Below are 23,085 nucleotides of genomic sequence, written 5' to 3'. Positions count from 1 at the left end.
CGGACGAGCCAGGCAACCCGGACGAGCCAGGCAAGCCAGGTACCTCGAGCATCCCGAACCTCAGCAGCCTGTGGCCGCTCATCCCGCTGGTGATTATCCCGCCGGCATTGGCCCACTTCTTTAAGCTTCCGCACCTTCCGGAGCTGCCGACGAAGCCGGCCAAGCCAGTTGAGCCGCTGAAGCCTGAGGAGCCGAAGGCACAAGAGGCACCGAGCGAGGAAGCACAGCCGACGTCCGAGCAGACCCAGAGTGCTCAGCCGAGCCAGGGCAGCGAGCCAAGCGCGACCACGAGCACCCCGGCCTCTTCCAAGAGCACCTCGTCTGGCAAGCTTGCCAACACCGGTGCTAACGTCCTGGGCCTCATTGGTGTGGCGCTGGCACTCATCGCTGGTGCAGCTCTGATTCTGCGTCCTAGCCGCCGCAAGGACTCCTAAACGCTAGGTGTCCGCAGGGGCCCTTCCGGCCCCACGGCAGTGGTTGAGTAGACCACGAGTAAACGCCCGAGCAATAGCTCGGGCGTTTCTTTTTGCTCAATTGCACTGCGGCAGTCGAAAAGCATTTTCGAAATTCGGGGTCATATCGAGTTAGGTCTGTCTGCTTTCGGCGTGAAGCACCACTCGACCCGAGGTGAGCAAGATTGGGGAGCTCGCTGTCCAGCTCAACGACTCTCTTAGTGCTGCCGTGGGTTCTGCCGCGATCGTCGGCAGCTGGGGCGCCATCGTGGTCGAACGCGCTGGTGCGTGCGAAGACCGCTTAGAGGTTTCGCCACAGCTTGATCTCATCGTGCAGTTCTGGCCAACATTTCGTGGAGTTTCTGAGAAGAGGTTCTTATGCGTGTCTCCCTTCGCGCTCACCGGGAGAGCTTGTGGTTGCTGTTTGAGGCTCACGGTGAGCGCGAAGGGCGATTAAGGGAGAACGGAGGGCGGGTAGCTGAGCGCGAGGAGCGGGTGGCTGAGCGCGCAGCGCGGCTTTTGTGGTCTGGTAGGGGAGGCACCCCGGGTTACACAAGCAAGAAAAGGCCCCGGCCACCGCACTCGCTGTGAGTTCGTGGTGGCCGGGGCCTTGCTCGGCGCTGTGCTGTGCGCCAGCGCCTGTGGCGTTAAGCGCCTTTAGACATCGAAGGCTTCCTCGAGCAGGTTCTTCTGCTCAATCTGGTGAACCTTCGCGTTACCGGTAGCAGTCGAGGACTGCGAGCGGCGGGACACGCGGACCATCTCCGGCATGTCCGGGATGAGCTCACGCAGGTGCTCGTTGTAGAACGGCCACGGGCCCTGGTTGGCGGGCTCGTCCTGCACGAAGCGAATCTGCGTTGCGTTCGGGTAAGCCTCGAAAGCCTCACGCAGGCGGTTGAACGGAATTGGGTGGAGCATCTCCACGCGAACGATGGCGATGTCATCGCGGCCATCGGCTTCCTTCTTCTTGGCCAGCTCCCAGTAGAGCTTGCCGGAAACCAGCATGATGGTCTTGACCTTGTCAGTATCGCCGACCTTCTTGCCGTTGATGTCTACGAAGTTCGGGTCGTTGATAACGGACTGGAACTTCTTGACCTCAGTGAAGTCCTCCACGGAGGAGGTTGCGGCCTTGTTGCGCAGCATGGACTTCGGGGTGAAGACCACCAGCGGGCGCTTCATCTCACCAAGAGCCTGGCGGCGCAGCAGGTGGAAGTGGTTAGCCGGGGTGGAAGGCTGAGCCACCGTCATGGAGCCCTCAGCGCACAGCTGCAGGAAGCGCTCAATGCGGGCGGAGGAGTGGTCCGGACCTTGGCCCTCGTAGCCGTGCGGCAGCAGCAGGATCAGGCTGGAGAGCTGGCCCCACTTCGCCTCACCGGAGGAGACGTACTCATCGATGATGGTCTGCGCACCGTTGGCGAAGTCACCGAACTGTGCCTCCCAGGCCACGACAGCATCCGGGTTACCCACGGTGTAGCCGTACTCGTAGCCCATGCCGGCGAACTCGGTCAGCGCGGAGTTGTAGACCATGAACTTACCGCCATTGCCCTTGGACGAAGCCAGCTGAGCAATCGGGTTGTGTTCCTCACCCGTGCGCGGGTCGAAGGCAACCGCGTGGCGCTGGGTGAAGGTGCCGCGGCGGGAATCCTCACCGGCCAGGCGTACAACCTTGCCGGAGTTAGCCAGGGAACCGAAGGCGATGAGCTCGCCCCAGCCCCAGTCGATGCCTCCCTCGCGCGAGGACTTCTGGCGCTCCTTGGCCACCTTGGCCACGCGCTTGTGGTACTCGAAGCCCTCCGGCGGGTTGCCGTAGGCATCACCAATCTCGGCGATCTCCTCAGCGGTAATGGAAGTGTCCAGACCGCGGGTCAGCTCCTGGGAGGAGGTGATACCAGTCTGCTCCTTCGGGCCAGCCTCTTGTGCCTTCTTGTGGTCAGCGAAGACGGACTCCATCTGGTCGTGGAAGTCACGTGCAGCTGCCTCTGCCTCTTCATCGGAAAGGTCACCGCGGCCGATGAGCTCTTCGGTGTAGCGCTCACGGACGGACTTGTGGTCATCGATGATGTCGTAGAGACGTGGCTGGGTCATGGACGGGTCATCGGCCTCATTGTGGCCGCGCAGGCGGTAGCAAACGAGGTCAATGAAGACGTCCTTGCCAAAGCGGCGGCGGTACTCGGTGGCCAGCTTGCCCACCCAGACAACAGCCTCCGGGTTGTCGCCATTGACGTGGAAGACCGGGCAATCGAAGCCCTTGGCCAGGTCGGTGGCGTAGTGCGTGGAGCGACCGGAATCCGGGGTGGTGGTGAAACCAACCTGGTTGTTAACCACCACGTGGACGGTACCGCCGGTGGTGTAGCCGCGCAGCTGGGAAAGGTTGATGGTCTCCTGGACCACGCCCAGGCCGGTGAAGGATGCATCGCCGTGGAGCATGATCGGCACAACAGTGTGGCCCTCAGCACCCTTGTCCAGGATGTCCTGCTTGGCGCGTGCGATACCTTCCATGACCGGGTCGACGGCCTCGAGGTGAGACGGGTTAGCAGCCAGGGTGACCTTGATGTCCCCGTCACCGAACATCTGCAGGTGCTCGCCCTCTGCGCCCAGGTGGTACTTCACGTCACCGGAGCCGCCCATCTGGCCGCCCTTGTAGTTGCCGTCGAACTCACCGAAGATATCTGCCAGTGGCTTGCCCACGATGTTGAAAAGGACGTTGAGGCGGCCGCGGTGCGGCATGCCGATAACAACTTCGTCGAGGTCCTGGCCTGCTGCGGTGTCCACGATGGAATCCAGCAGGGCAATGAGGGACTCAGCGCCCTCCAAGGAGAAGCGCTTCTGGCCCACGTACTTGGTCTGCAGGAAGTTCTCAAAAGCCTCAGCGGCGTTGACCTTCTGCAAGATGTACTTCTGCTCAGAGTTGGTCGGCTTCGGCATGCCGGCCTCAATCTGCTCCTGCAGCCAGCCGCGCTCATCGCGGTCGAGGATGTGGGCGTACTCGGAGCCAACCTTGAGGGTGTAGGCGGAGCGCAGGCGGGTAACCACCTCGCGCAGCGTCATGGTCTCCTTGCCGCCGAAACCGCCCACGTTGAAGGTGCGGTCCAGATCCCAGATGGTCAGGCCGTGGGTAGCCAGGTCGAGGTCGCGGTGATCCGGCCAGGGCAGGCCCGGCTGCTTCCAACCCAGCGGGTTGATGTCCGCGAGAAGGTGGCCACGGGAGCGGTAGGCCTCGATGTACTGCATGACGCGGGTGTTCTTGTCGACGCCCGTGTTCGGCACGTCGGCAGCCCAGCGGAAGGGCTGGTAGGGAACTCCCATGGACTCGAAGAGCTCGTCCCAGAAGGCATCATCCAGGATGAGCTGGCCCACGGTACGCAGGAACTCACCGGACTCCGCGCCTTGAATAACGCGGTGGTCGTAGGTGGAGGTCAGGGTAACTAGGCGGCCGACGCCGAGGTCTGCCAAGCGGTCGGCGGAGGTGCCGGCAAACTCTGCCGGGTAATCCATGGATCCCACACCGATGATGGAGCCGGAGCCCTTGGTCAGGCGGGCGATGGAGTGGCGGGTGCCGATGCCACCCGGGTTGGTCAGGTTGATGGTGACGCCGGAGAAATCATCCATCGTCAGCTTGTTCTTGCGGGAGCGGTCAACGATGTCCTGGTAGGCATCGATGAACTCGGAGAAGGTCTTGTTTTCGGCCTCCTTGATGGCGGCGACGACGAGGGCGCGGGAGCCATCCTTCTGTGGAAGGTCAATAGCCAGGCCCAGGTTGATGTGCTCCGGCTGAACCACGGTGGGCTTGCCGTCCTGGATTTCGTAGCGGACGTTCATATCCGGGTGGATCTGAACGGCCTTCACCAGCGCGTAGCCCAGGATGTGGGTGAAGGAGATCTTGCCGCCGCGGGTGCGCTTGAGGTGATCGTTGATCATCGCGCGGTTTTCCCACATGAGCTTGACCGGGATGTCACGCACGGTGGTAGCGGTGGGGATCTCCAGGGACTCGTCCATGTTCTTGGCAATGGCCTTGAACATGCCCTTGAGTACGCGGGAGCCCGGCTCCGGTGCCTCCTTGATGCGGTCCAGCGGGGACTCGGACTTCTTCTCCGTCTTCTTCGCGTTCTTCTTGGATGCGGCGGAAGCCTTGGAATCGCTCCGTGCCTTAGCGCCTGGAACAGCGGAAGACTTCTCCTCAGCCTGGGTCTTCTTCGGCGCAGCCTGTGCCGCGTCCTTCTTCTTGGTGGGGGTGCTGGATTGAGCGTTCGCAGCCTTGGGCTGTGCGGCCGACTTCGGTGCTCCGTTGGCCTCAAAGTACTCGCGCCACTCCTTGTCTACGGAGTTCGGGTCCTTGGAGTACTGCTGAAACTGTTCGTCAATCAGCCACGCATTCGGGCCATAGATGCTCGAGTTGCTCACGGCAGATGCTCGCCTCTTTCTGTGCTTCTAAGTTTGTCTTTATTCGACTCTAGTAGGCCAATCCACGGGTGCGAAAGGCACCCCGAAAAGTGTCTCTCCTTATGATACGGCCCTTGTAAGTTTGCTCACTAACCTGAGCGGGTTTCGCCCCTTTTATTCCCCCTGCAGGGGGGAGAGTTGGGTGCCCGCATGGTTGATTACTTGGCGGCCCAATTTACGGTTGGCGGTTGTTCCCAGCACCGCGCCTACACCCATCGGCAGCAGTTTGGATACCCATGCCCACTTGAGCTTCTTGGTGGCCTGCTTCATGAAGAGCTTGGTCAGGCGGCCGTTGAGACCGCTGAGGGTAGGGCCGGAAAAACGCGAGAGGGTAGCAGCGGAGGTGACGCCCGACAGGGAGGTTGCATCACCCACAAAGGTATCGACCAACGCGCTGCCTTGGGAGCCGGTGAGCACCACCAAGACCAGCGCGCGGCGGCGCTCCTTATCCCGGATGTTGTCACCGCGCAGGTGCGCGGAGGCGAGAATGTACCAGGCGGCGGCTTCAAGGAAGACCAGGGATTCCGCGCCGATAGTGGCTGCGCCGGTGACTAGGCCGATGCCAGGGATAGCCGCGGAGGCGCCCGCGGCAGCACCGGTACCGGTGATGATGTTCATGAAATGCTTGTCGATGAGCTCTTGCAGCTCCGCAGGGCTGGCGTCGGGGTTGCGCTTCTTTAGGCCCTCGACATAGTTGATGATGACGGAGGACTGGACGGAGACGACTTTGTCGATGGCCGCCAGGAATCCCTTGGTGATGCGGTTGGCCTCATCCACCTCCAAGGTTCCCACAGCCTCTGCGGAGCCGGCCTGATCGACCGATGCATCCCGGCGACTAATGTCCTTGCCCTTTTTCTCCTTGTTAAAGACCTTGTCCAACATTGTCTCACCTAACTTTTTAACTAAATCTGATTGTGAATCTGAACTGTATGTTTACCACCGTATCGAAAAAGCTTTATCCAGCGCGCTAGCAGGGTGGCGCACTAGGGTATGAGGCATGAGCGAGTTTGAGCCTTTCCCTCCGCGTGAGGTCAGCGCGGCTGCGGCGCGCTTGCTTGCAGATTCCCTCCACGCCCGTGCCCTCGCCGCACAGGAGGCGGCACGCACCGCGCTTGCCGACGATCTCACGGTGCTCACCACCGGCGGTTGGGTACGAGGTTGCATCGAGGAAGAGTTACGCACGGACCGCCCGCTCAGCGCTCCTGTCCGCTCGTGGCGCGGTATCCCTTTTGGCGCAGATACCTCGGGCGCCAACCGTTTCATGGAACCGCGGCCTGCCCCGGCGTGGGAAGGAATCCGGGATTGCCGTGAGTTCGGGCACGTGGCCCCGCAGCCGGTGTACTCTTGGACCGACCGCATCGAGGGTGCAGAAGATTGCCTGACCCTTGATGTCGTCCGGCCGCACGATACGGGTTCACCCGATACACCGTCGGGTTCTAAGGCAGGGGAGAAGCTGCCCGTCGTGGTGTATTTGCATGGCGGAAGTTTCATTGTAGGTTCCTCCCACATGCTGATGCTGCGCGGCTTCGAGTTCGCAGCCCAGATGGACGTTGTTTATGTTTCGGTGAATTTCCGCTTAGGCGCCTTGGGCTACCTCGACGTCCGCAGTCTTGGCGGTGAGGCCTGTGCCAACCCGGCTGTGGCGGATCAAGTCTTAGCGCTGGAATGGGTACGCGAAAATATCGCGGCCTTCGGCGGGGACCCAGAAAACGTGACCCTCATGGGTGAATCCGCCGGCGGCGCGGCCGTCCTCACTCTCATGGCGGTGCCGCGTGCAGAAGGGCTTTTTCACCGCGCGATTGCGCAGTCGCCGCCGATCGGCATGATTCATTCACGAGCGCAATCGGTGTTTTGGGCCCGCGAGCTGGTTCACAAGATGGCCTTGCCGCGCGATACCACCGCCGATGATCTGCGCCGCGAGGACTTCGCGGATCTAGTGCGCTCTGGCCAGTCCATGATGTGGCGCGCGGGCGAGTTGCTGTACCTGAACTCCTGCTATGCGCCGACTGTCGACGGCGACCTCATCCCGCACCATCCCATCGAAGCCTTTGAGGACGGCAACCAACACCCGGTGCCGCTGCTGGTGGGAACCAACTCCGGTGAGGCCAGCTTTGGAAAATTCCTCTTCCAACGCCAGAGCGCCCGAGAGCGCGCGGCCCTGCGGCTGCTAGCCTCTTTTGATCCGGAGAGCGCACCGGATGTCATCGCGGCCTACGGCGGTGCCGTCTCCCGCCGCGATTTCGGGGATCTGCTGACCGACGCCCTCTTTTGGGCCCCGACCGTCCGCGTGGCCTCCGAGCACGCACGGCGCTATCCCACGTGGATGTACCGCTTCGACTTCGCTCCGGCGGCGCTGCGCTGGTTGGGCTTGGGTGCGATGCATTCGATGGAGCTATCCAACATCTTTGGCGATCCAGGGGCGTCGAGAGTGTCCTTCCTAAACAGCATTGCTAAGCCTTCCGAAATGGAGGACGTGACCGAGACCATGCAGGCGCAGTGGGGCGAGTTCATTCGGGGCGGAGCGCCTCTAGACAACTGGCCGCAATACCGCGCGCCGCAGCGCTCGACCATGGTTTTTGATGTGGAGCCGCGCGTGGAGGAGGCGCCGATGGAGGGGCGTCGCCAAGCATGGGAGGCCTATGACATGTTGGAGTGGGGTACTGGGCGCCCGGAGATTCTGAAGGAACTGGGATTCCTGCTCGATGAGGAGAGCTATTGACGGAGATCGCAGGTAAGATGTGTGGGGCCTTGGCAGCAGCCCGGGTGAGACTCCCACATGGACGGATGTTAATCACATGAGCTTTTTTGAAGATATCGCCTCTGCTCTGGACGGGGAGGGCATTGAGTCCCGCGTCAACGACGATGTGATGTTCGTGCCCATCACCTCCGATTTGGAAATCCAGTTTGTGGAAATTGACCCCATCCTGCCGGCGGCCAACGTCTACATTGCCGCGGCCGATGTGGATGAAGATGATGAAGACTTCGAGGCCGTTTTGGTGTCCGTGGCGTTTTCTGTGGACGATGCGGTTGAGGCCGTATCCCGCCACATTGCCACGGACCAGGTGGTGACGGTGCTGCGTGACCTGCTGGAAGGCACCGATGAACGCATCGCTGAGTTGGAGTTTCTTCAGGATGAGTTCAACCCGAATCTGGTCGTGGCGGAAGTTGCCAACGACTCGGAGCTGCGCGTGCTCGTGGAAACCATCGACGGTGTCCCGAGCGCGATCGTGCGTTTCCTCTCCTTCGACTTCGATGAGGAAGAGCTCGATGAGCTGGAAGATGAGGCAATCAGCAAGCTCTGGGACATCGAGACTCCAGAGGACCTGAGCGAAGAAGAGCGCGTTGCCATCTTCGGCGACGCGGAAGACGTGGACGGCGGGCTAGCCCCCATCATCGAGGTTCCTGCCGAGGCCCTCGAACTGGGCACCTACACTGATTTTGACCGTCTCTTTGACGTGCTGAGCCTTGTCTCCGATCAGGCCTTGGACTGGGAAGCCCAGCTGGTTAGCATCGATGACTCCGATTTTGACGAGCCTGAGGTCTATGACATCTTCGGCGCCGATGATGAGGACGAGGATGACGTTCTTTTCGACGACGATGACGACGATGATGATGACGATGACTCCGACATCGAGGAAGGCGACGCCGACGACTAGAAGCGTCCGGGGTAGGGTAGGAGCGTACTTTTCCTAACGTCGATGAGGAGCAACCAAGACAAATGCCGATTGGCAAGGCATCACTGAGCCAGCGTCTGTGTGTTGGCACCGCGCTAGTGTGCGTGGCCTTGTCTTGGGTCCTGTCGTTGCGCTCGGACTATGGCCATCGTGATTTTGTCTTTTCCTCCGTGCTTTCGACCGGCGTGTGGTGCCTGAGTCTGCTCGGCGCAATTCTCTTCATTGCCGCACAGTGGCGGTCCTTGGGTAACCACGCACTGTTCAACCCTTTGCTTGCAGTGGCGGCAAACCTCCTCTTGTCGTCGTTGATCTTCAACATCAACATCCCCTTGTACCTCGACATGATGGGCACGGCTTTCATAGCAATCGTTTACGGCCCTGTCTTGGGAATGGGCACCGCAGTTTTGAGCGCTTGCCTGGCTAGTATCAATAACCCGTCGCTCTTGGCGTATTTGCCAACAGCCGTGGTGGTGGCCTATTTGTTTGGCTGGCTTGCGCGCCGTGGTGCGTTTAAACGAATGCTGGCCATGATGCTTGCTGGTACCGGTCTGGGCATTGTCGCAGGATTGTTGTCCGCCGTTTCTACGTGGTTACTACCCAGCGATTACGGCCAGCGCGGCCCCGCTGAACTAATAGCGCTGTGGGAGCTCATACTGCATGATGAACGCCTCGCCATACTGCTTCAGAACCTGTGCTCTGACGTCATTGACAAGACGTTTACGGCGCTTGTGGTGTGCATTGCAATCCGCTTGGCGCCGAAACCCATCCTCCGCCTTTATGACTACCCGGAGACGCGCCCAGCATTGGATCGCGTGCTGACGGAGGACAGGTTCTCACTTTCTCTTGATGAGGAGCCGCCCAAAGGTTTTCTGGACCGGATCCAGCGCTATTTCTAGCGACTGAGCATCTCAATTAGATAAGGCCCACCGGTATTAGGCGGCCTGACTAAACCCTTCGAAAAGGGAAAGCGGGGAATGCACCGGTGTGTAGGTGCTATCCACCAGCCACACGAACGTAGCCGCACTGCTGCTGGAAATCTCATGCACTGCGGAGACGAGTTCTTCAGGAACTAGGGCCCGCACCCACGCTTCCGCTAGTGAGGGGGCGACGGGACGGCCAGTGGGATCAGTAATGCGCACCGTAACGAGGTAGGAAGGTACGCGCTTTTCGCCATACCCCAGAACGCGGGCCTTAGCCCGCTCACCCACGCGGTGGCGCGAAATGGTAAGCGTTAGGGGGAGCGCTTCACCGCCATATATCTCTACCGGTGGCAATACCTTTGATGGCGGGCGCCACTGCGGCGTCGGCCGCGCAAGCGAGCGCGGATGACGGATGATGCTCTCTATGGAGCGAAGCGTTTCGTGGTGGTGGTAGAGGATATCCGCGGTGAGTTCACCGGTGCTGAGTATGGACGGGGACTGAACGGAAGTGTGAATGCTGCTGTAGTTCTTCATGACCCACACACTAGAAATCCACGCGGACATCACCGAACCTTTAAGGGAACGTATATTCGATGAAACGTTCGACGATTTGACGGGGTGGGATACAGTGAATGGCGATATGAAAAATACTGCAGCTCCGCAGGTTAAGATCCCGCGGGAAATTTGGGTCATGGTCACCGCCGGGTTCATCATCGCCTTGGGGTACGGGCTCATTGCGCCGCTGCTTCCACAGTTCATCGTCAGCTTCGACGTCTCAATGGCCGCAGCTGGCCTCGTTGTCTCCGTCTTTTCCGCCAGCCGCCTTGTCTTCGCCCCGGCCGCTGGCTTCCTCATTGACCGCGTGGGCACGCGCCGCGTTTATGTGACGGGTTTGTTCACCGTGGCGCTCACCACCGGCTTGGTAGGGATGGCGCAGGAATACTGGCAGATCGTCGCCTTGCGGGCTATCGCGGGCATTGGTTCGACGATGTTTACTGTCGCGGCAATGGGCCTCATCGTGCGCCTGGCACCGCCCAGCATCCGCGGGCGCTGTTCGGCTACCTACGCCACATCCTTCCTTCTCGGCAACGTGATTGGTCCGCTCGTGGGTGCGAGCCTTTCCTTCCTGGGGTTCCGGTGGCCCTTCTTTATTTACGGCACCGGTGTGGCTATCGCGGCGTTGGTTGTGTGGATCCTCATGCCGTCGGTCAATCGCGCTGATGAGCGCCGGCGCCAACTTCGTCCGATGCACTTGGCGGAAGCCTGGGAGGATACCGCCTACCGGGCGGTACTGACGTCGAACTTTGCCCAAGGCTGGATCAACATGGGCGTGCGCGTGGCTGTCCTCCCTCTGTTCGCAGCCGCCATTTTTGCCAACGGCGCCTCGACGTCGGGCGTCGCTCTGGCGGCCTTCGCCGCCGGCAACGCCATTGTTCTGCAGTTCTCCGGATCATGGTCCGACCGGGTTGGGCGCCGCCCGCTCATCATTGCAGGATTGGTGGGCTCCGCATTGTTCGTTGGCACGCTGGGCTTGGCGACGAACATCGTATCCCTCCTCATCCTCTCCGCCCTGTCCGGTGCGGCATCGGGCCTCATCGCTCCGTCGCAGCAAGCAGCCGTGGCGGACATCGTCGGCTCGCAGCGCTCGGGCGGACAGGTGCTGTCGACGTTCCAGATGGCGGGTGACTTCGGGCAGATTTTAGGCCCGATTTTCATCGGGCTGCTGGCGGATAGGTACGGATTTGAGACCGCTTTCGGCTTCTGCGCAGTGGTGGCCGCGGCCGGCATTGTGGCGTGGGCATTCGGCCGCGACACCTTGGGGGAGCGGAAGATCATTCTGCGTGGGTTGCGCCGCCGCTACCACCCGCGGCGATAGAGAGCAGAATAGTCCGACTGCGAATTGCTAGCGGAGTTGTGCTGACGGAGTTTTGGGGCGGCTTTAACGCTACTTAGCGCGTGTGGCGCGCTTTCTTGCTGCATGCAGCCCATCGTGGGGTGGTGCCAGTCTTGAAGCTGCGTTCCCTAAAACGCGTAAACCCATACACGGAAGTTTCGGAACCGGTATCTGGGCGGTTCCAGTGCTTTTGGCTACGCTCGCTCGCGGCTCCCATAACCGACCTCCATTTTTCTGCACCAAGGCAACAAAGATTAATTACTTCTTAATCTGCTAAGAAAAGATTAATTTATGGTGGTTACGGCGTCAACTTCCTGGTTTAACTCAATGTGAGGTTTAAGCCACAGTGCGCCCGGCTGCATAAAGCTGCTTGGGCATGTCACGGCGGAGGCTCCATTCGAACTGGATCGGCTTCTCACCGCTGTGCGTGACGTAATCGACGTTTCCTAGGAAGGTATATGCCGAAGCCGTATCCACCTTGTTCTTCTTATTAAAACGGGTTGCGATGATGATGTTGCCGTTGAGCTCATGGTGGTGGATGTAGCGGCGAGCCATCGCGGACTTAAGTGATGTGGTGGATTGGGATTCCCAGTGCAAACGATCCGGTGCTAGCGGGTAATCGCGGTAGTTTGTCGAAGCACTAACGTTCTCATCCTTTTGGAAAGTAACCAGGAAAAGATCAGTGTTAGAGGCATCGAAGCGGCGTACCCCTTCGCGTGGGAGGTTGGCGAGCTTGCGCAGAGAGCCGTCGTCCAAAGCGCCGACGAGTTCGGCGAGGCTGTAATCCGCGTGTGTTTCCAAGACACTATTCGTCGATTTCTCTGGGATGACTCGGGAGCGGTCGAGTGTGAGCCGCATAACCTGAGTTACTTCGGCGACGAAGGCAGGGCAGGCGCGGATGATGCCCAGGGCCTGGTCAATGGTCTCTGGGATTGCCGTATTTGAGTTCGCCCACAGAGCCAGCACAAGCATGGTGGCGTACCGGACTTGCTCGGGAGTCATATCGTTCTCATATGGCCCATCCGGAGAAACCAGGAGACTGTAGGCCGCTACGCGGTTGGGATCGTTGATGTGTAGCAGCACCCGGATTCGGCTGAGTAGAAACTCTTCGTGCTCGCTCGCAGGGCCGAAGGGCAGCAGGTTCTCGTCGCGAAGCAGCGTGGTCCACGTAATGCCCTTGCGACGGTAGATGTCTTCCACGGGGACGCCAGAGCTATTTATGAAGCTTGCGAGGTCGGTCGAGCCGTAGTCAGTAATGAGTGCTCGTATCTTCTTAACGGTGTTCCGGGCCAAGCGTTTGATGTTCTTTAGAACGCGCTCGGTCGTCACGCGGTCCAAGGTGATGCTAGAGCCAGGCGGGGCAGTAGGGAATCCTTGCTCTACCTCCTTGGCGAGGTTCTTTCCGCGAGCGGCGGTAAGCACCTTGAAGCGCTCTTCGAAATCGAATTCCTCGTGCTGGAGACCTAAGAAATCAAAGACGGTGCAGGCGTTCTTTCCTTCGTTGAGGCGCAGACCCCGGCCAAGCTGTTGGACGAAGAGCACCGGGCTTTGCGTCGGGCGCAGAAGCAACAGCGTGTTGACCGCTGGGATGTCGACGCCTTCGTTGAAAATATCGACCGAGAAGATGATCTTGATAGTGCCTTCGCGAAGCTGCTCAATGGCGCGACGACGCTCATCAACGTTGAGCTTGCTGCTGACCGCTAGGGCAGGGATGCCGAAAAGGTTGAATTGCTCCGCCATGTATTCGGCGTGGGCGATGGTCACGCAGAAACCAAGGGCTTTCATTTCGGAGAGATCGAAGATGCGACGGTTGAGCTCATTGATGATGAACCTGGTGCGCTTCTCTCCGGCCTTGATATAAAACTCGCTCAGCTCCGAAGCTTGGTAGTCCTTCTTTCCACGGTTCCAGGTGAGGCTCGTCAGGTCGGTATCATCGTCGACTCCGTAGTAGTGCAACGGCGCGAGGAGCTGGAGGCGCAACGCATCCCAGAGGCGAAGCTCATGGGCTACGCGATAGTCGAAATACTTCTGGACATTCTCGCCGTCACCGCGCTCCGGTGTGGCCGTTAGCCCCAGGAGCTCACGCGGCTGCAAGTAGTCAAGGACTGCGCGGTAGGTCGAAGCTTCGGCGTGGTGGAACTCATCAATGACGACGACCTCAAAATGGTCCGGTGCAATCTGGGTCAGGCGCTTGCCATGCAGAGACTGGATGCTCGCGAAGACATGGTCCCACTGGGCAGGCTGTTCACCGCTGAGGAGGAGCTCGCCAAAGCTGGCAGTGCGAAGAACCTCGCGGTACGTTCGCTGGGCCTGGGTGAGAATCTCACGCCGGTGGGCAATGAAAAGCAGCCGTGGCCTTCGCCCCAGCTTCTCGCAAAGGCGGCGGTAGTCCAATGCGGCCACGACCGTCTTGCCTGTACCGGTGGCGGCAATGAGGAGGTTGCGGTGACGATCGTGAACTTCGCGCTCGGACTCTAAAGCTTCGAGCATCTCTTCTTGGTAGGGGTAGGGCTCGACGCGAAGGCCAGATAGCTCGAGCTTTTCGCCGGGCTTTGATTCGAGGAATTTGGCGCTGCCGAGAGCCTCCTTGAGGCGCGCGTAGTCCTTCTCCGGAACAAAGGTTTTGAAGTGATTGTCGTACCAATAGCTATCGAAGGTCTTGATGAACTTCTCAATGATCTCCGGCGTGGAGGAACGAGAACCCCGGACGTTCCATTCCCAACCATCAACCAGCGCTGAGCACGAAAGGTTTGAGCTGCCGATGAAGGCGGTGTCGAAACCAGACTGGCGGCGGAAGAGCCAGGCCTTGGCATGCAAACGTGTGCTCTTGTGTTCGTAGCAAATGCGGACTTCAGCAACGTAATCTTCCACGAGTCGGCGCACTGCGGCTGCTTCGGTCGCCCCGCAGTAAGTGGACGTAATGACTCGCAACGGAATCTGGTGATCCCTGAGGTATTCCAGTTCATCGCTGATGATCGCAATGCCCGAGCTCTTGATGAAAGCGCACAGCAGATCGACGGAGTCCGCCGTTCTAATCTCACGGGCGATCTCAACCGACATATTGGTGTCGTCCACGCTGTTGGTGAACAAGGCACTGGTGTTGAGCGAGACTTCCGGAAGCTCCGGGGCCTCCTCGAGCTCTGATCGATAGATGGCGTAGAGCAGCTGTTCTGCGGCGATAGACTCATCCGCACCAAGATGTTGTGCTAGCGCATTGATGAGGGCAACGCGGTCTTCCGCCTTCGTCATCTCGGTGAGTTTTTGTTCAAGTGCTTTGGCGAAATGCTGAGACACTGCCGCGGCGAAGCGCGGATTGACGTCCTTCGTGGACTCGTGAGCGATGCCAGTAGCAGCCGTGGGGCGAGCCCGTTTGGTCTCCTCGATCCGCTCCTGAATACGAGCGGTGACCGGGGTTTCGTAGATGCCGAAGGGCAGGATGGATTCGGAGCTCATAGGCGCGAAGAAATGAGTTTGACGGTGGGAATGTCTGCGGGAGCCCAGTCGAGTTCCCGTGCCTCAGGTGAGGTCACCCAACGCGTCTCGTCGTGATCACTAAGGGTTAGTTCACCGGACTCGATGCGGCACAGGAATGTAGTTAGCTCAATGGTGGCGAAGTCATACTCGTACAAGGTCGAGGTGACCTTGTCGCCAACGGTTGCGGTTACGGAAAGCTCTTCCTTGATCTCACGCGCCAGCGCCTGGTCCGGGGTTTCGCCCAACTCAATCTTGCCTCCCGGAAACTCCCACATGCCGGCGAGGGACTTTCCAGGAGCCTTTCGACAGGCCAAGAAGCGATTGCCCTCAACGAAGACGGCGCCGACAACACGAATCGGTGAACTCATGGGCACTAGTATGCCGGCTGGCCCGCACCTTATCTAGGAATTCGCCTCTGTGGTAGCAGAAAAGTGCGCCGTCACAATGTCATCAATTAACCGCGCGGCCAGCTTGGCGGTGTGGTTGTCGGCGTCGAAGGTGGGGTTGAGCTCGACGACGTCGACAAGCGCGAGGCGTCCCGTGGCGGCGATGGTGAGCGCGAGTTCACGGATGATGTTCAGGGGTACGCCGAGGCCAGCGGGGGCGGAGACACCCGGTGCCTGGTCGGCGGGGAGGACATCCAAGTCGATGGAGAGGTGGATGGGCTTGGTGCCGGCGCAGATATTGTCGACGGTTGTGCGCAGCTGGGAGCGATCCATGTTGAGCAAATCCTCGTCGAGGACGACGGTGACACCGAGGGCGGAGGCTTCGTCGAAAAGCACGGGCGTGTTATTGGGGCGGGAAATTCCCAAGACGGAATAGTCAAAGTCCTCCCGGCCCACCAGTTCAGAGATCTGCTTAAACGGGGTGCCGGAGGTGGGCACGTCCGCGGTGCGGAGATCGAAGTGCGCGTCCAAGTTGATGATCTGCAGAGGCCCCTGGGCGCGGAAAGCACCGCGGTGGGAGCCGAAGGCGGTTTCGTGGCCGCCGCCGAGGATGATGGGCAGGTGCCCGGCGCGTGAGAGTGATTCCACCGCATTGGAGAGGCGCTCGTGGGCGGCCTCCAGGTCGGTGCCTTGGGTGGTGATCGTGCCGGCGTCGTACAGCGGATGCGGATGGTGCAGCGCCAGGGAACCCAAGGCGCCGCGCAGGGCAGCCGGGCCCGCAGCCGCGCCGGGGCGGCCATGGTTGCGCTCAACGCCCTCGTCGGAGGCAAAGCCCAGGAGTGCCACGCCGGGTTGTTCCTGGGGGTTCGCTAGGTCGAGGGGACGAACTACGCTGTGCCACCGCGCATGCTCGGGGCCCGGGCCATCGGAGCGGCCGGACCACTCGGGGGCAGGGGAGTAGGCGGGGGCATCAACGGTGTTCATGGTTATCCTTTCGCGTCTGTTCCTTGTTCGGCTGTATTTTGCAGGGCTGCTTCCTGTGGGGTGCTCGCGGCGGCGCTGCGGCGGCCGGTGAGGTAGAAGATGGCGGTCATAAGGAGGATGAAGATAACGCCCGTGGCGAGCGCCGGGCGGTATTGCTCCTGCCACACCATGATGCCAAAAGTGAAGATGATGAAGGCGATAGAGAAGTATTGGCCCCAAGGCCAGAAGGGGACGGTGTATTCCAGGCTGGCGCGTTCCTCGGTGGGCATCTGGCGGCGGGAAGCCACGTGGGCCAAGAGGATCATCAGCCACACGTAGATGGTGGCAAACGTGGCCAGGGAGGCGATGACTTCGAAGACGTTATCCGGGATGAGCGCGTTGAGTCCGGTGCCGATAATCATGACGATGAGCAGGATGATCATGGTCATGACCGGCACACCTCGGGTCTTTTTGGCCATGACCTTTGGCGCGAGGTTCTGGCGTGCCAGGCCGGTGAGAACGTTGCCGGCGCCGAAGAGATCCGCATTGATGGCGGACACCGCCGCGGTGATGACAACGACGTTGAGTGCGGCGGCAGCCCAGGTGACGCCGAGGGTGGAGAAGATTTGGACGAAGGGGCTTTCCTCACCGGTGATGCTGCGCCAGGGATTGATCATGAGGATGACCAGGATGGCCAGGACGTAGAACAGCAGGATGCGTACCGGGATGGTGTTGACGGCCTTGGGCACGGACTTGGCGGGATCTTCTGCCTCCGCACTGGCGACGCCGACGATCTCCGTGCCGCCGAAGGCGAAGAGAACGAGGATGAAAGAGGCGACCATGCCGGAGACGCCGTTGGGGAAGAAGCCGCCATCGTTGACGAGGTTGGCCGGGCCGGTGGTCTCCGCGGTGGAGAGGCCGAAGACTAGGACGGCCACGCCACCTAGGATCATCGCGATGACCGCGCCGACCTTGACGATGGTGAAGGCGAATTCCAGCTCGCCGAAAGCCTTGACGGTGGCGAGGTTGGCGCCGCCGACGAGAAGCAGTGTGGCGGCGACCCACACCCACTTGGGTGAGCCGGGGAACCAGAATTGCATGTAGACGCCAATAGCGGTGAGGTCGGCGAGGGCCACGATGACCATCTCGAAGGCGAACATCCAGCCGGTGATGTAGCCGGCCCAGGGGCCTAAGAAGGTGCGGGCGTATTCGGCGAAGGAGCCGGTAACGGGGTGGTGCACGGACATCTCACCGAGTGCGCGCAGGAGGAAATAAACCACGGCGCCGCCGAGGAGATAGACCAAGAGGACCGAGGGGCCAGCGGCTTGGATGGCGCCGGCAGAACCGTAGAACAGGCCGGTGCCGATAGCTGAGCCTAAGGCGATGAAGTGCAGGTGCCGGTGTTTCAAGCCGGCGCGCTTGGTGGTGGTTTCTGCCACGGGGATGCGTCCTCCTCTGTCCCCCTGTGCGGGCGCTAGTTGGTTCTAGCACCGCGAATGTGGGGAGTGGTTGGTGCGAGTGGGTCTGGGAGCTACTTTCCTCTAGTTGAGACGCGGGGTCAATTTTGTGGTGGGTAGCTTCATCCGGCGCTATGGTGGGCGCCTCATTTCGTGCGTGGGGGTGACGTGCGTGACATTTGTGTGGGGTGCCGCTAGTATGTGGGAGACCTGCGTGTGGCTGTCGCGTGGGCATGGCTAGAAGCAATCGCTGTGTAGCGGCGTGTGTGCTTGGCGCGTTCCTTTAAAGGGCGCGTGCGTGGCCGTGCTAATGACGTGTCGTTTCCACCACCGTGAGGTAGAACATGAACTCTGAAGACGCAATCGTTGACGCCTTCTACGAGAACGAGGATGACGTGCCCTCCAAGAAGGGCATCTGGCGCCTCTTTGTCTACAGCGCTATCGGCGCTTTCGTATTCTTCTTTCCCATTAGTTATGACGGGAAGAAATCCATCCCGCTTGACCACGTGGTCACCATCATCCGCACCTATGCCGAAGTCTTGGTGCCCTGGTTCATCCTGGCGCTAGCGCTCTATGGCACGGTGCGCAGTATCGTGAATAAAAACTGGCAGGAAAGCCCGCTGCAAGCGGTCTTTACCGCGCTCAACGTGGTGGGCCTGGTGGTCTCCTTCTTGATGGTCATCGGAAAGCTTCCAGGGGTACTCGGCAACGAGGACATCGTGCCCTTCCTGTGGAATTCGGTTGCGACACCCGTCGGCCTCATCGTACCCATCGGCGGCGCATTCCTAGCTCTGCTCATCAGCTACGGCTTTCTGGAATTCGTGGGCGTATTTATGCAGCCCATCATGCGCCCGCTCTGGCGCACACCGGGGCGCTCCGCCATCGACGCGGTAGCCTCCTTCGTGGGCTCCTACTCTTTGGGAATCCTCATTACTGACCGTGTGTACCAGCGCGGCGGCTACACCGCGCGTGAGGCCTCCATCATCGCAACGGGCTTCTCGACGGTCTCGGCAGCGTTCATGGTCATCGTGGCCAAGCAGCTGGACTTGATGGATATGTGGGGCGTGTACTTCGCAGTATCCCTTGTGGTGACCTTCCTGGTCACGGCGATTACCGTGTGGATTCCGCCGCTGAGTAGGATTCCTAATGACTACGTAGATGGTGTAAAGCCGGACCCGGAAAAGCCGGTAAAGGGCAATTTCTTTAAGGCCGCCTGGCGGGAAGCGCTGCTGGCGCTGGACCGCGCGCCGTCTTTAGGCGCTGCCATTTGGGAGAACCTGCGCGATGGCGTACGCATGGCGTCGGCGATTGTGCCCTCCATCATGTCCGTGGGCCTGATTGGTTTGCTGCTGGCAAACTTCACCCCTCTCTTCGACTGGCTGGGGTACCTGTTCTACCCGTTCGCCTGGATTGTTCAATTACCGGAACCGGAACTGGCGGGTAAGGCCGCGGCCATGGGCATTGCGGAGATGTTCCTGCCGGCGACGGCTGTGGCGGGCTCAGAAAGCATGGTGCTCAAGTTCGTCATCGGCGTGGTGGCTATCTCCGCCATTATCTTCTTCTCCGCGCTGGTGCCGTGCATCTTGGCCACCAAGATTCCGATCAAGCTGTGGCAGATCGTGGTCATCTGGTTCGAGCGCGTGGTGCTGACCATCATCATTGCGACGCCGATTGCCTTCCTGGTGACTTAGCTGGGGCTTGTACGAGGGCTCATTAGAATGTGGGCCCATGAGTACCTCCCGAGTCCCGGCGGCGCGCAATGCACTGGAGATCCTCCGGCTGCTGTCTACCATCGACGTGCCGATTTCCGCCGCGCGCATCCGCAGTGAGCTGGACCTGCCGCGCTCAACTACTTACCACCTGCTCAAGGAGATGGTGGACGCGGGGTTCGTGGTACACCTGCCGGAGAACCAAACCTACGGGTTGGGGCTTGCTGCCTACTCGATGGCCGCGGCCTATGCCACGCAGCAGCCCTTGGTGCGGGCGACCCAGGGGCACCTCGAGCGGATTGCCAGCAGTGTTGGGGGATCGGGGCACTTATCGCGTTTGGCGGGCTCGGAGATTCTCTACCTCAACGAGGTGCGCGCGCCGGGGGCGCTGTCACTGGTGACGGAGAAGGGCGTGCGGCTGCAGGCACAGCGGACGGCCTCTGGGCGGGCCATGTTGGCATTGCTTCCAGAAGCAGAGTGGCGTGCAGCATTTGTCCCGGGGTCCTTAGGTTTTGGGGAGTACAAGGAAATCTTGCGCCAGGTACGCGAACGCGGTTGGGCCGAAGAGGTCGAGGTGGTGGCGCGCGGGCAGGCGTCGGTAGGCGTGGCGGTGGTTGACCACGTGGGCAGGCCAGCAGCGGCACTCGCGGTGACTTTTCCCGTGGGCGCAGCTGATGCCACTGATGCCGCGCAGCAACTGCACGCGGCTGCGCAGCAGGTGGCCGAGAGGATGTACGGGCGCCGCTAACAGGTAGTGCCCGAGGTATTGGCGCGCCGGGCAGCCTGTTGTACTATGAGCGCAACGCGTAAGGCTGTCGCGCGTATCACTATTTTTCTATTCTTGTGAAAACGAGTACGTGTTTTCACGTGCCTTCTTCCCTTCCACGTGGGTGGTGGGACGTGGGTAACGCAGCGACGTTAAAGGAGCCTTACATGTCTAATTCTTATCCTTCCACCGTGACCGTGGGTATCGGGGCGCTGAGTATCGAAGAAGTCGTGGCCGTGGCACGCTACGGCGCGAAGGTGGAGATTTCCCAGGATGCGATTGAGGAAATCGCCTCGACCCGCGAGCGCGTCGAGGAACTAGCCCAGGATCCGACCCCGGTCTACGGTATTTCCACCGGCTTCGGTGCGCTGGCGCGGCGCCACATTCCGGAGGAGATGCGCGCGCAACTGCAGCTCTCACTCGTGCGCTCGCATGCGGCGGGAACGGGCCCGGAAGTTGAGCAAGAGGTCATCCGTGCGCTGATGTTGCTGCGCTTGTCCACCCTGTGCACTGGACGTACCGGCGTGCGTCCGGTGGTGGCGGAAACTTATGCCGCGGTGCTCAACGCCAATATCCATCCGGTGGTCCGCGAATACGGCTCCCTGGGCTGCTCCGGTGACTTGGCGCCGCTGGCACACTGTGCGCTGGCGCTGCTGGGTGAGGGTGAGGTGCGCGTCGATGGCGGCCAGGTCACCCCGGCCGCCGAGGCGCTGTCGGCTGCGGGCATTGAACCGCTCAAGCTGCGGGAGAAGGAAGGCTTAGCACTCATTAACGGCACCGACGGCATGCTGGGGCAGCTCTGCCTGGCTATCACTGACCTGCGCGAGCTTGCCAAGACCGCTGACATCGCCACCGCGATGACGGTGGAAGGCCTGCTGGGTACGCTCGTGGTCTTCGCCGATGACCTGCAGCAGCTGCGCCCGCACCCGGGCCAGGCAGATGCCGCGGCCAATATCCTGCAGGTCGCAGAGGGCTCGGAGATTCTCGCGGCCGCCCTCGAGGAATTCAAGAAGAAGCAGGTACAGGACGCCTACTCCGTGCGCTGTGCCCCGCAGGTGGCCGGTGGTTTCCGCGATACCGTGGCGCACACAGCAACGGTTGCTGAGCGCGAGCTGGCCGCGGCCGTCGACAACCCGGTGGTGGCCAAGGATGGACGCGTGGTCTCCAACGGCAACTTCCACGGCGCGCCGGTGGCCTATGCGCTGGACTTCTTGGCCATCGTCGTGGCTGACCTGGCCTCTATTTCGGAGCGCCGCACCGACCGCTTCCTCGACGTCGCCCGTAACCGCGGCCTTAACGCCTTCCTTGCGGATGACCCGGGCGTGGACTCCGGCCACATGATTGCGCAGTATGCGCAGGCGGGCATCGTCTCTGAGCTCAAGCGCTTGGCCAACCCGTCTTCGGCGGACTCCATTCCGTCTTCGGCCATGCAGGAAGACCACGTGTCCATGGGCTGGTCGGGTGCCCGCAAGCTGCGCAAGGCCGTAGACGGTCTGCAGCGCGTCCTCGCCATTGAAATCCTCACTGCCGCCCGCGCTATCGATATGCGCCAGGGCCAGCCCGCCAAGGGCACCGGCGCGGTCATCGATGCTCTGCGCCAGACCGTCCAAGGTCCGGGCACCGACCGCTATCTGTCCCCGGAGATCGAAGAGACCGTGCGCCTGGTCAAGGAAGGTGCGCTGGTGGCTGCGGTAGAGGGGGCTGTCGGCACGTTGCGCTAACTCCACCCCCAGCCCCATGGCGTATGCCATGGGGCTTTTTCATGCGCCCTTGATTTCAAAAGTGCAGACCTGGAAGTGCAGACCTGCTGGTCGCCGCAAAGCACTGTCCTCGCGATTGACGACGCCCACCTGCATGAATGCACTTCCAGGTCTGCACTTTTGCCTTCGCAGCGGAGACGAGAGGCGCCCTGAGGCAATGAGTGGGTGATTTTTTGTAGTGCGGCGCGGGTGTGGATGCGGGTGAAGAGCGGAAGCCTATCTGTGGCGAGTCACACAAAGCTGGGTTATGAGTAGTGCATGAACAATGAAGAACTCTTTAACTTTTTAGACCAGCATCTTATCGACCTTCGGAAGCTGCCCAATGATGATCCCCGATGGAAGAAGGTGCACGCCGGCAAAGTGGCCACACTGGCGTGGTGCTTCGTGCTGCCGTTGGTGCACTGGCACGAGCTCAAGCCGTGGCACAAGGAGACCGCGAAGGCATACGCGCTCGGGTTGACCTTGCCCAAGGCAACATTAGTAGGAAAATCCGCCGCGCTCATTCACGGGGTTCCCCTGGTTGTGCCACCCGCCGAGTGGGAGGCAACGTTGCCTTCGAACTCGGTACCCCCACGAGCTAAAGCCAATGTCCGGTATCGGCGCATGAACTTGCGCGGTAAAGAGGCGGTGGTGCACGGGATTCGCGTGTCCTCGCTGGAACGCACGGCCATTGATATTGCGCGGTTCTATGGATTTGAGGAGGGGCTCGTTGCCGTCGATGATGTGCGGGCGCGCAATGTTGGCCAGTTCTGGATCAATGAGACGCTCGGCGCTATGGGGAGAGTTAAGGGCGTTGCCGCCGCGCGGCGGGCGGTTGCTGAAAGTATTAACTGCGCGGAGTCACCGTGGGAATCCTATGCCCGTGCCTTGATCCTTGCGGCTAATTACCCTGAGCTGCGCTGGGTCAAGGCGCAATATGTGATTGAGAATTACCGGGCGGACCTGGTTATTAATGGGTGGTTGGTGATTGAGATTGACGGGAACGTCAAGTACCGGCACGAGGTTGAAGAGGTGATTCGCGCGGAGCATCGGCGTCAGCAGGACATCCTCAACAAGGGCTACATCGTCTTGAGGTTTAGCCCGGAACAATTAAGCGCGCGCCCCGACTACTTCCAGGAGACCGTGGGGAAGCACTTGGCGCGTGGTCCGCGGTTGTAAAAGTGCAGACCTGGAAGTGCATTCATGCAGGT

16 protein-coding genes are annotated in these 23,085 nt (G+C 60.7%); 9 read left to right on the top strand and 7 right to left on the bottom strand.

Going from position 1 to position 23,085, the window contains the following annotated elements; all coding sequences use genetic code 11:
• Nucleotides 1-434, top strand: a 434-nt coding sequence (locus tag HMPREF2781_RS06120) for an LPXTG cell wall anchor domain-containing protein (protein ID WP_141750576.1), incomplete at its 5' end; no start/stop codon positions are given.
• Between the two features lie 675 nt (nucleotides 435-1,109).
• Here HMPREF2781_RS06120 and HMPREF2781_RS06110 read toward each other — a convergent pair.
• Nucleotides 1,110-4,853: a multifunctional oxoglutarate decarboxylase/oxoglutarate dehydrogenase thiamine pyrophosphate-binding subunit/dihydrolipoyllysine-residue succinyltransferase subunit gene (locus HMPREF2781_RS06110; protein ID WP_070644767.1), complete on the bottom strand. Its 3,744-nt coding sequence runs from the start codon at nucleotides 4,851-4,853 to the stop codon at nucleotides 1,110-1,112.
• A gap of 153 nt (nucleotides 4,854-5,006) precedes the next feature.
• Nucleotides 5,007-5,774, bottom strand: coding sequence for a hypothetical protein (locus HMPREF2781_RS06105; protein WP_070644766.1), 768 nt, complete (start codon nucleotides 5,772-5,774; stop codon nucleotides 5,007-5,009).
• A gap of 115 nt (nucleotides 5,775-5,889) precedes the next feature.
• On the opposite strand from HMPREF2781_RS06105, the gene HMPREF2781_RS06100 reads away from it, so the two are divergent.
• From HMPREF2781_RS06100 to HMPREF2781_RS06090, 3 genes are all read left to right on the top strand, one after another.
• Entirely contained in the window at nucleotides 5,890-7,611 is a 1,722-nt protein-coding gene (locus HMPREF2781_RS06100) for a carboxylesterase/lipase family protein (RefSeq protein ID WP_070644764.1), read from the top strand.
• Nucleotides 7,612-7,687: 76 nt separating this feature from the next.
• Nucleotides 7,688-8,548 (top strand): DNA primase, encoded by an 861-nt coding sequence (locus tag HMPREF2781_RS06095; protein ID WP_070644762.1) that lies wholly within the window; start codon nucleotides 7,688-7,690, stop codon nucleotides 8,546-8,548.
• A 62-nt stretch (nucleotides 8,549-8,610) separates the two neighbouring features.
• Entirely contained in the window at nucleotides 8,611-9,462 is an 852-nt protein-coding gene (locus HMPREF2781_RS06090; protein WP_070644760.1) for a hypothetical protein, read from the top strand.
• A 36-nt stretch (nucleotides 9,463-9,498) separates the two neighbouring features.
• Here HMPREF2781_RS06090 and HMPREF2781_RS06085 read toward each other — a convergent pair whose 3' ends face one another.
• The gene (locus HMPREF2781_RS06085) at nucleotides 9,499-10,020 is read right to left on the bottom strand and encodes a hypothetical protein (RefSeq protein WP_246821790.1); all 522 of its coding nucleotides are present in this window, start codon (nucleotides 10,018-10,020) and stop codon (nucleotides 9,499-9,501) included.
• A 106-nt stretch (nucleotides 10,021-10,126) separates the two neighbouring features.
• On the opposite strand from HMPREF2781_RS06085, the gene HMPREF2781_RS06080 reads away from it, so the two are divergent.
• Nucleotides 10,127-11,362 (top strand): MFS transporter, encoded by a 1,236-nt coding sequence (locus HMPREF2781_RS06080; protein ID WP_070531242.1) that lies wholly within the window; start codon nucleotides 10,127-10,129, stop codon nucleotides 11,360-11,362.
• A 354-nt stretch (nucleotides 11,363-11,716) separates the two neighbouring features.
• Here HMPREF2781_RS06080 and HMPREF2781_RS06075 read toward each other — a convergent pair whose 3' ends face one another.
• The 4 genes from HMPREF2781_RS06075 to HMPREF2781_RS06060 are packed head-to-tail and all read right to left on the bottom strand — an operon-like array spanning nucleotide 11,717 to nucleotide 17,642.
• Entirely contained in the window at nucleotides 11,717-14,833 is a 3,117-nt protein-coding gene (locus tag HMPREF2781_RS06075) for a DUF3427 domain-containing protein (RefSeq protein WP_070644758.1), read from the bottom strand.
• Nucleotides 14,830-15,222, bottom strand: coding sequence for a (deoxy)nucleoside triphosphate pyrophosphohydrolase (locus tag HMPREF2781_RS06070; protein WP_070644756.1), 393 nt, complete (start codon nucleotides 15,220-15,222; stop codon nucleotides 14,830-14,832). The genes HMPREF2781_RS06075 and HMPREF2781_RS06070 overlap by 4 nt, the downstream gene beginning before the upstream one ends.
• Nucleotides 15,223-15,255: 33 nt before the next feature.
• Complete coding sequence (gene hutG, locus HMPREF2781_RS06065; protein WP_070644755.1) at nucleotides 15,256-16,224, bottom strand: formimidoylglutamase; 969 nt, start codon at nucleotides 16,222-16,224, stop codon at nucleotides 15,256-15,258.
• A 2-nt stretch (nucleotides 16,225-16,226) separates the two neighbouring features.
• A complete protein-coding gene (locus HMPREF2781_RS06060) occupies nucleotides 16,227-17,642 on the bottom strand; it encodes an amino acid permease (protein ID WP_070644754.1) in 1,416 nt (471 codons plus the stop codon).
• Nucleotides 17,643-18,004: 362 nt separating this feature from the next.
• On the opposite strand from HMPREF2781_RS06060, the gene HMPREF2781_RS06055 reads away from it, so the two are divergent.
• The 4 genes from HMPREF2781_RS06055 to HMPREF2781_RS06040 all read left to right on the top strand — a co-directional run bounded on the left by HMPREF2781_RS06055 (nucleotide 18,005) and on the right by HMPREF2781_RS06040 (nucleotide 23,053).
• Entirely contained in the window at nucleotides 18,005-19,351 is a 1,347-nt protein-coding gene (locus HMPREF2781_RS06055; protein ID WP_070644752.1) for a YjiH family protein, read from the top strand.
• 37 nt (nucleotides 19,352-19,388) lie between these two features.
• Nucleotides 19,389-20,117 carry an IclR family transcriptional regulator gene (locus tag HMPREF2781_RS06050; protein WP_070443682.1) on the top strand — a complete coding sequence of 243 codons (729 nt, stop codon included), beginning with the start codon at nucleotides 19,389-19,391 and terminating at the stop codon, nucleotides 20,115-20,117.
• 185 nt (nucleotides 20,118-20,302) lie between these two features.
• Nucleotides 20,303-21,856 carry a histidine ammonia-lyase gene (gene hutH, locus HMPREF2781_RS06045; RefSeq protein ID WP_070644751.1) on the top strand — a complete coding sequence of 518 codons (1,554 nt, stop codon included), beginning with the start codon at nucleotides 20,303-20,305 and terminating at the stop codon, nucleotides 21,854-21,856.
• A 297-nt stretch (nucleotides 21,857-22,153) separates the two neighbouring features.
• Nucleotides 22,154-23,053, top strand: a complete 900-nt coding sequence (locus tag HMPREF2781_RS06040; protein ID WP_070443688.1) for an endonuclease domain-containing protein — start codon at nucleotides 22,154-22,156, stop codon at nucleotides 23,051-23,053.
• Nucleotides 23,054-23,085 lie beyond the last annotated feature (32 nt).

Source organism: Corynebacterium sp. HMSC062A03 (assembly GCF_001811145.1).
In the GTDB taxonomy this organism is placed as follows: Bacteria; Actinomycetota; Actinomycetes; order Mycobacteriales; family Mycobacteriaceae; genus Corynebacterium; species Corynebacterium aurimucosum.
This window is presented reverse-complemented; position numbering and strand designations above follow the sequence as displayed.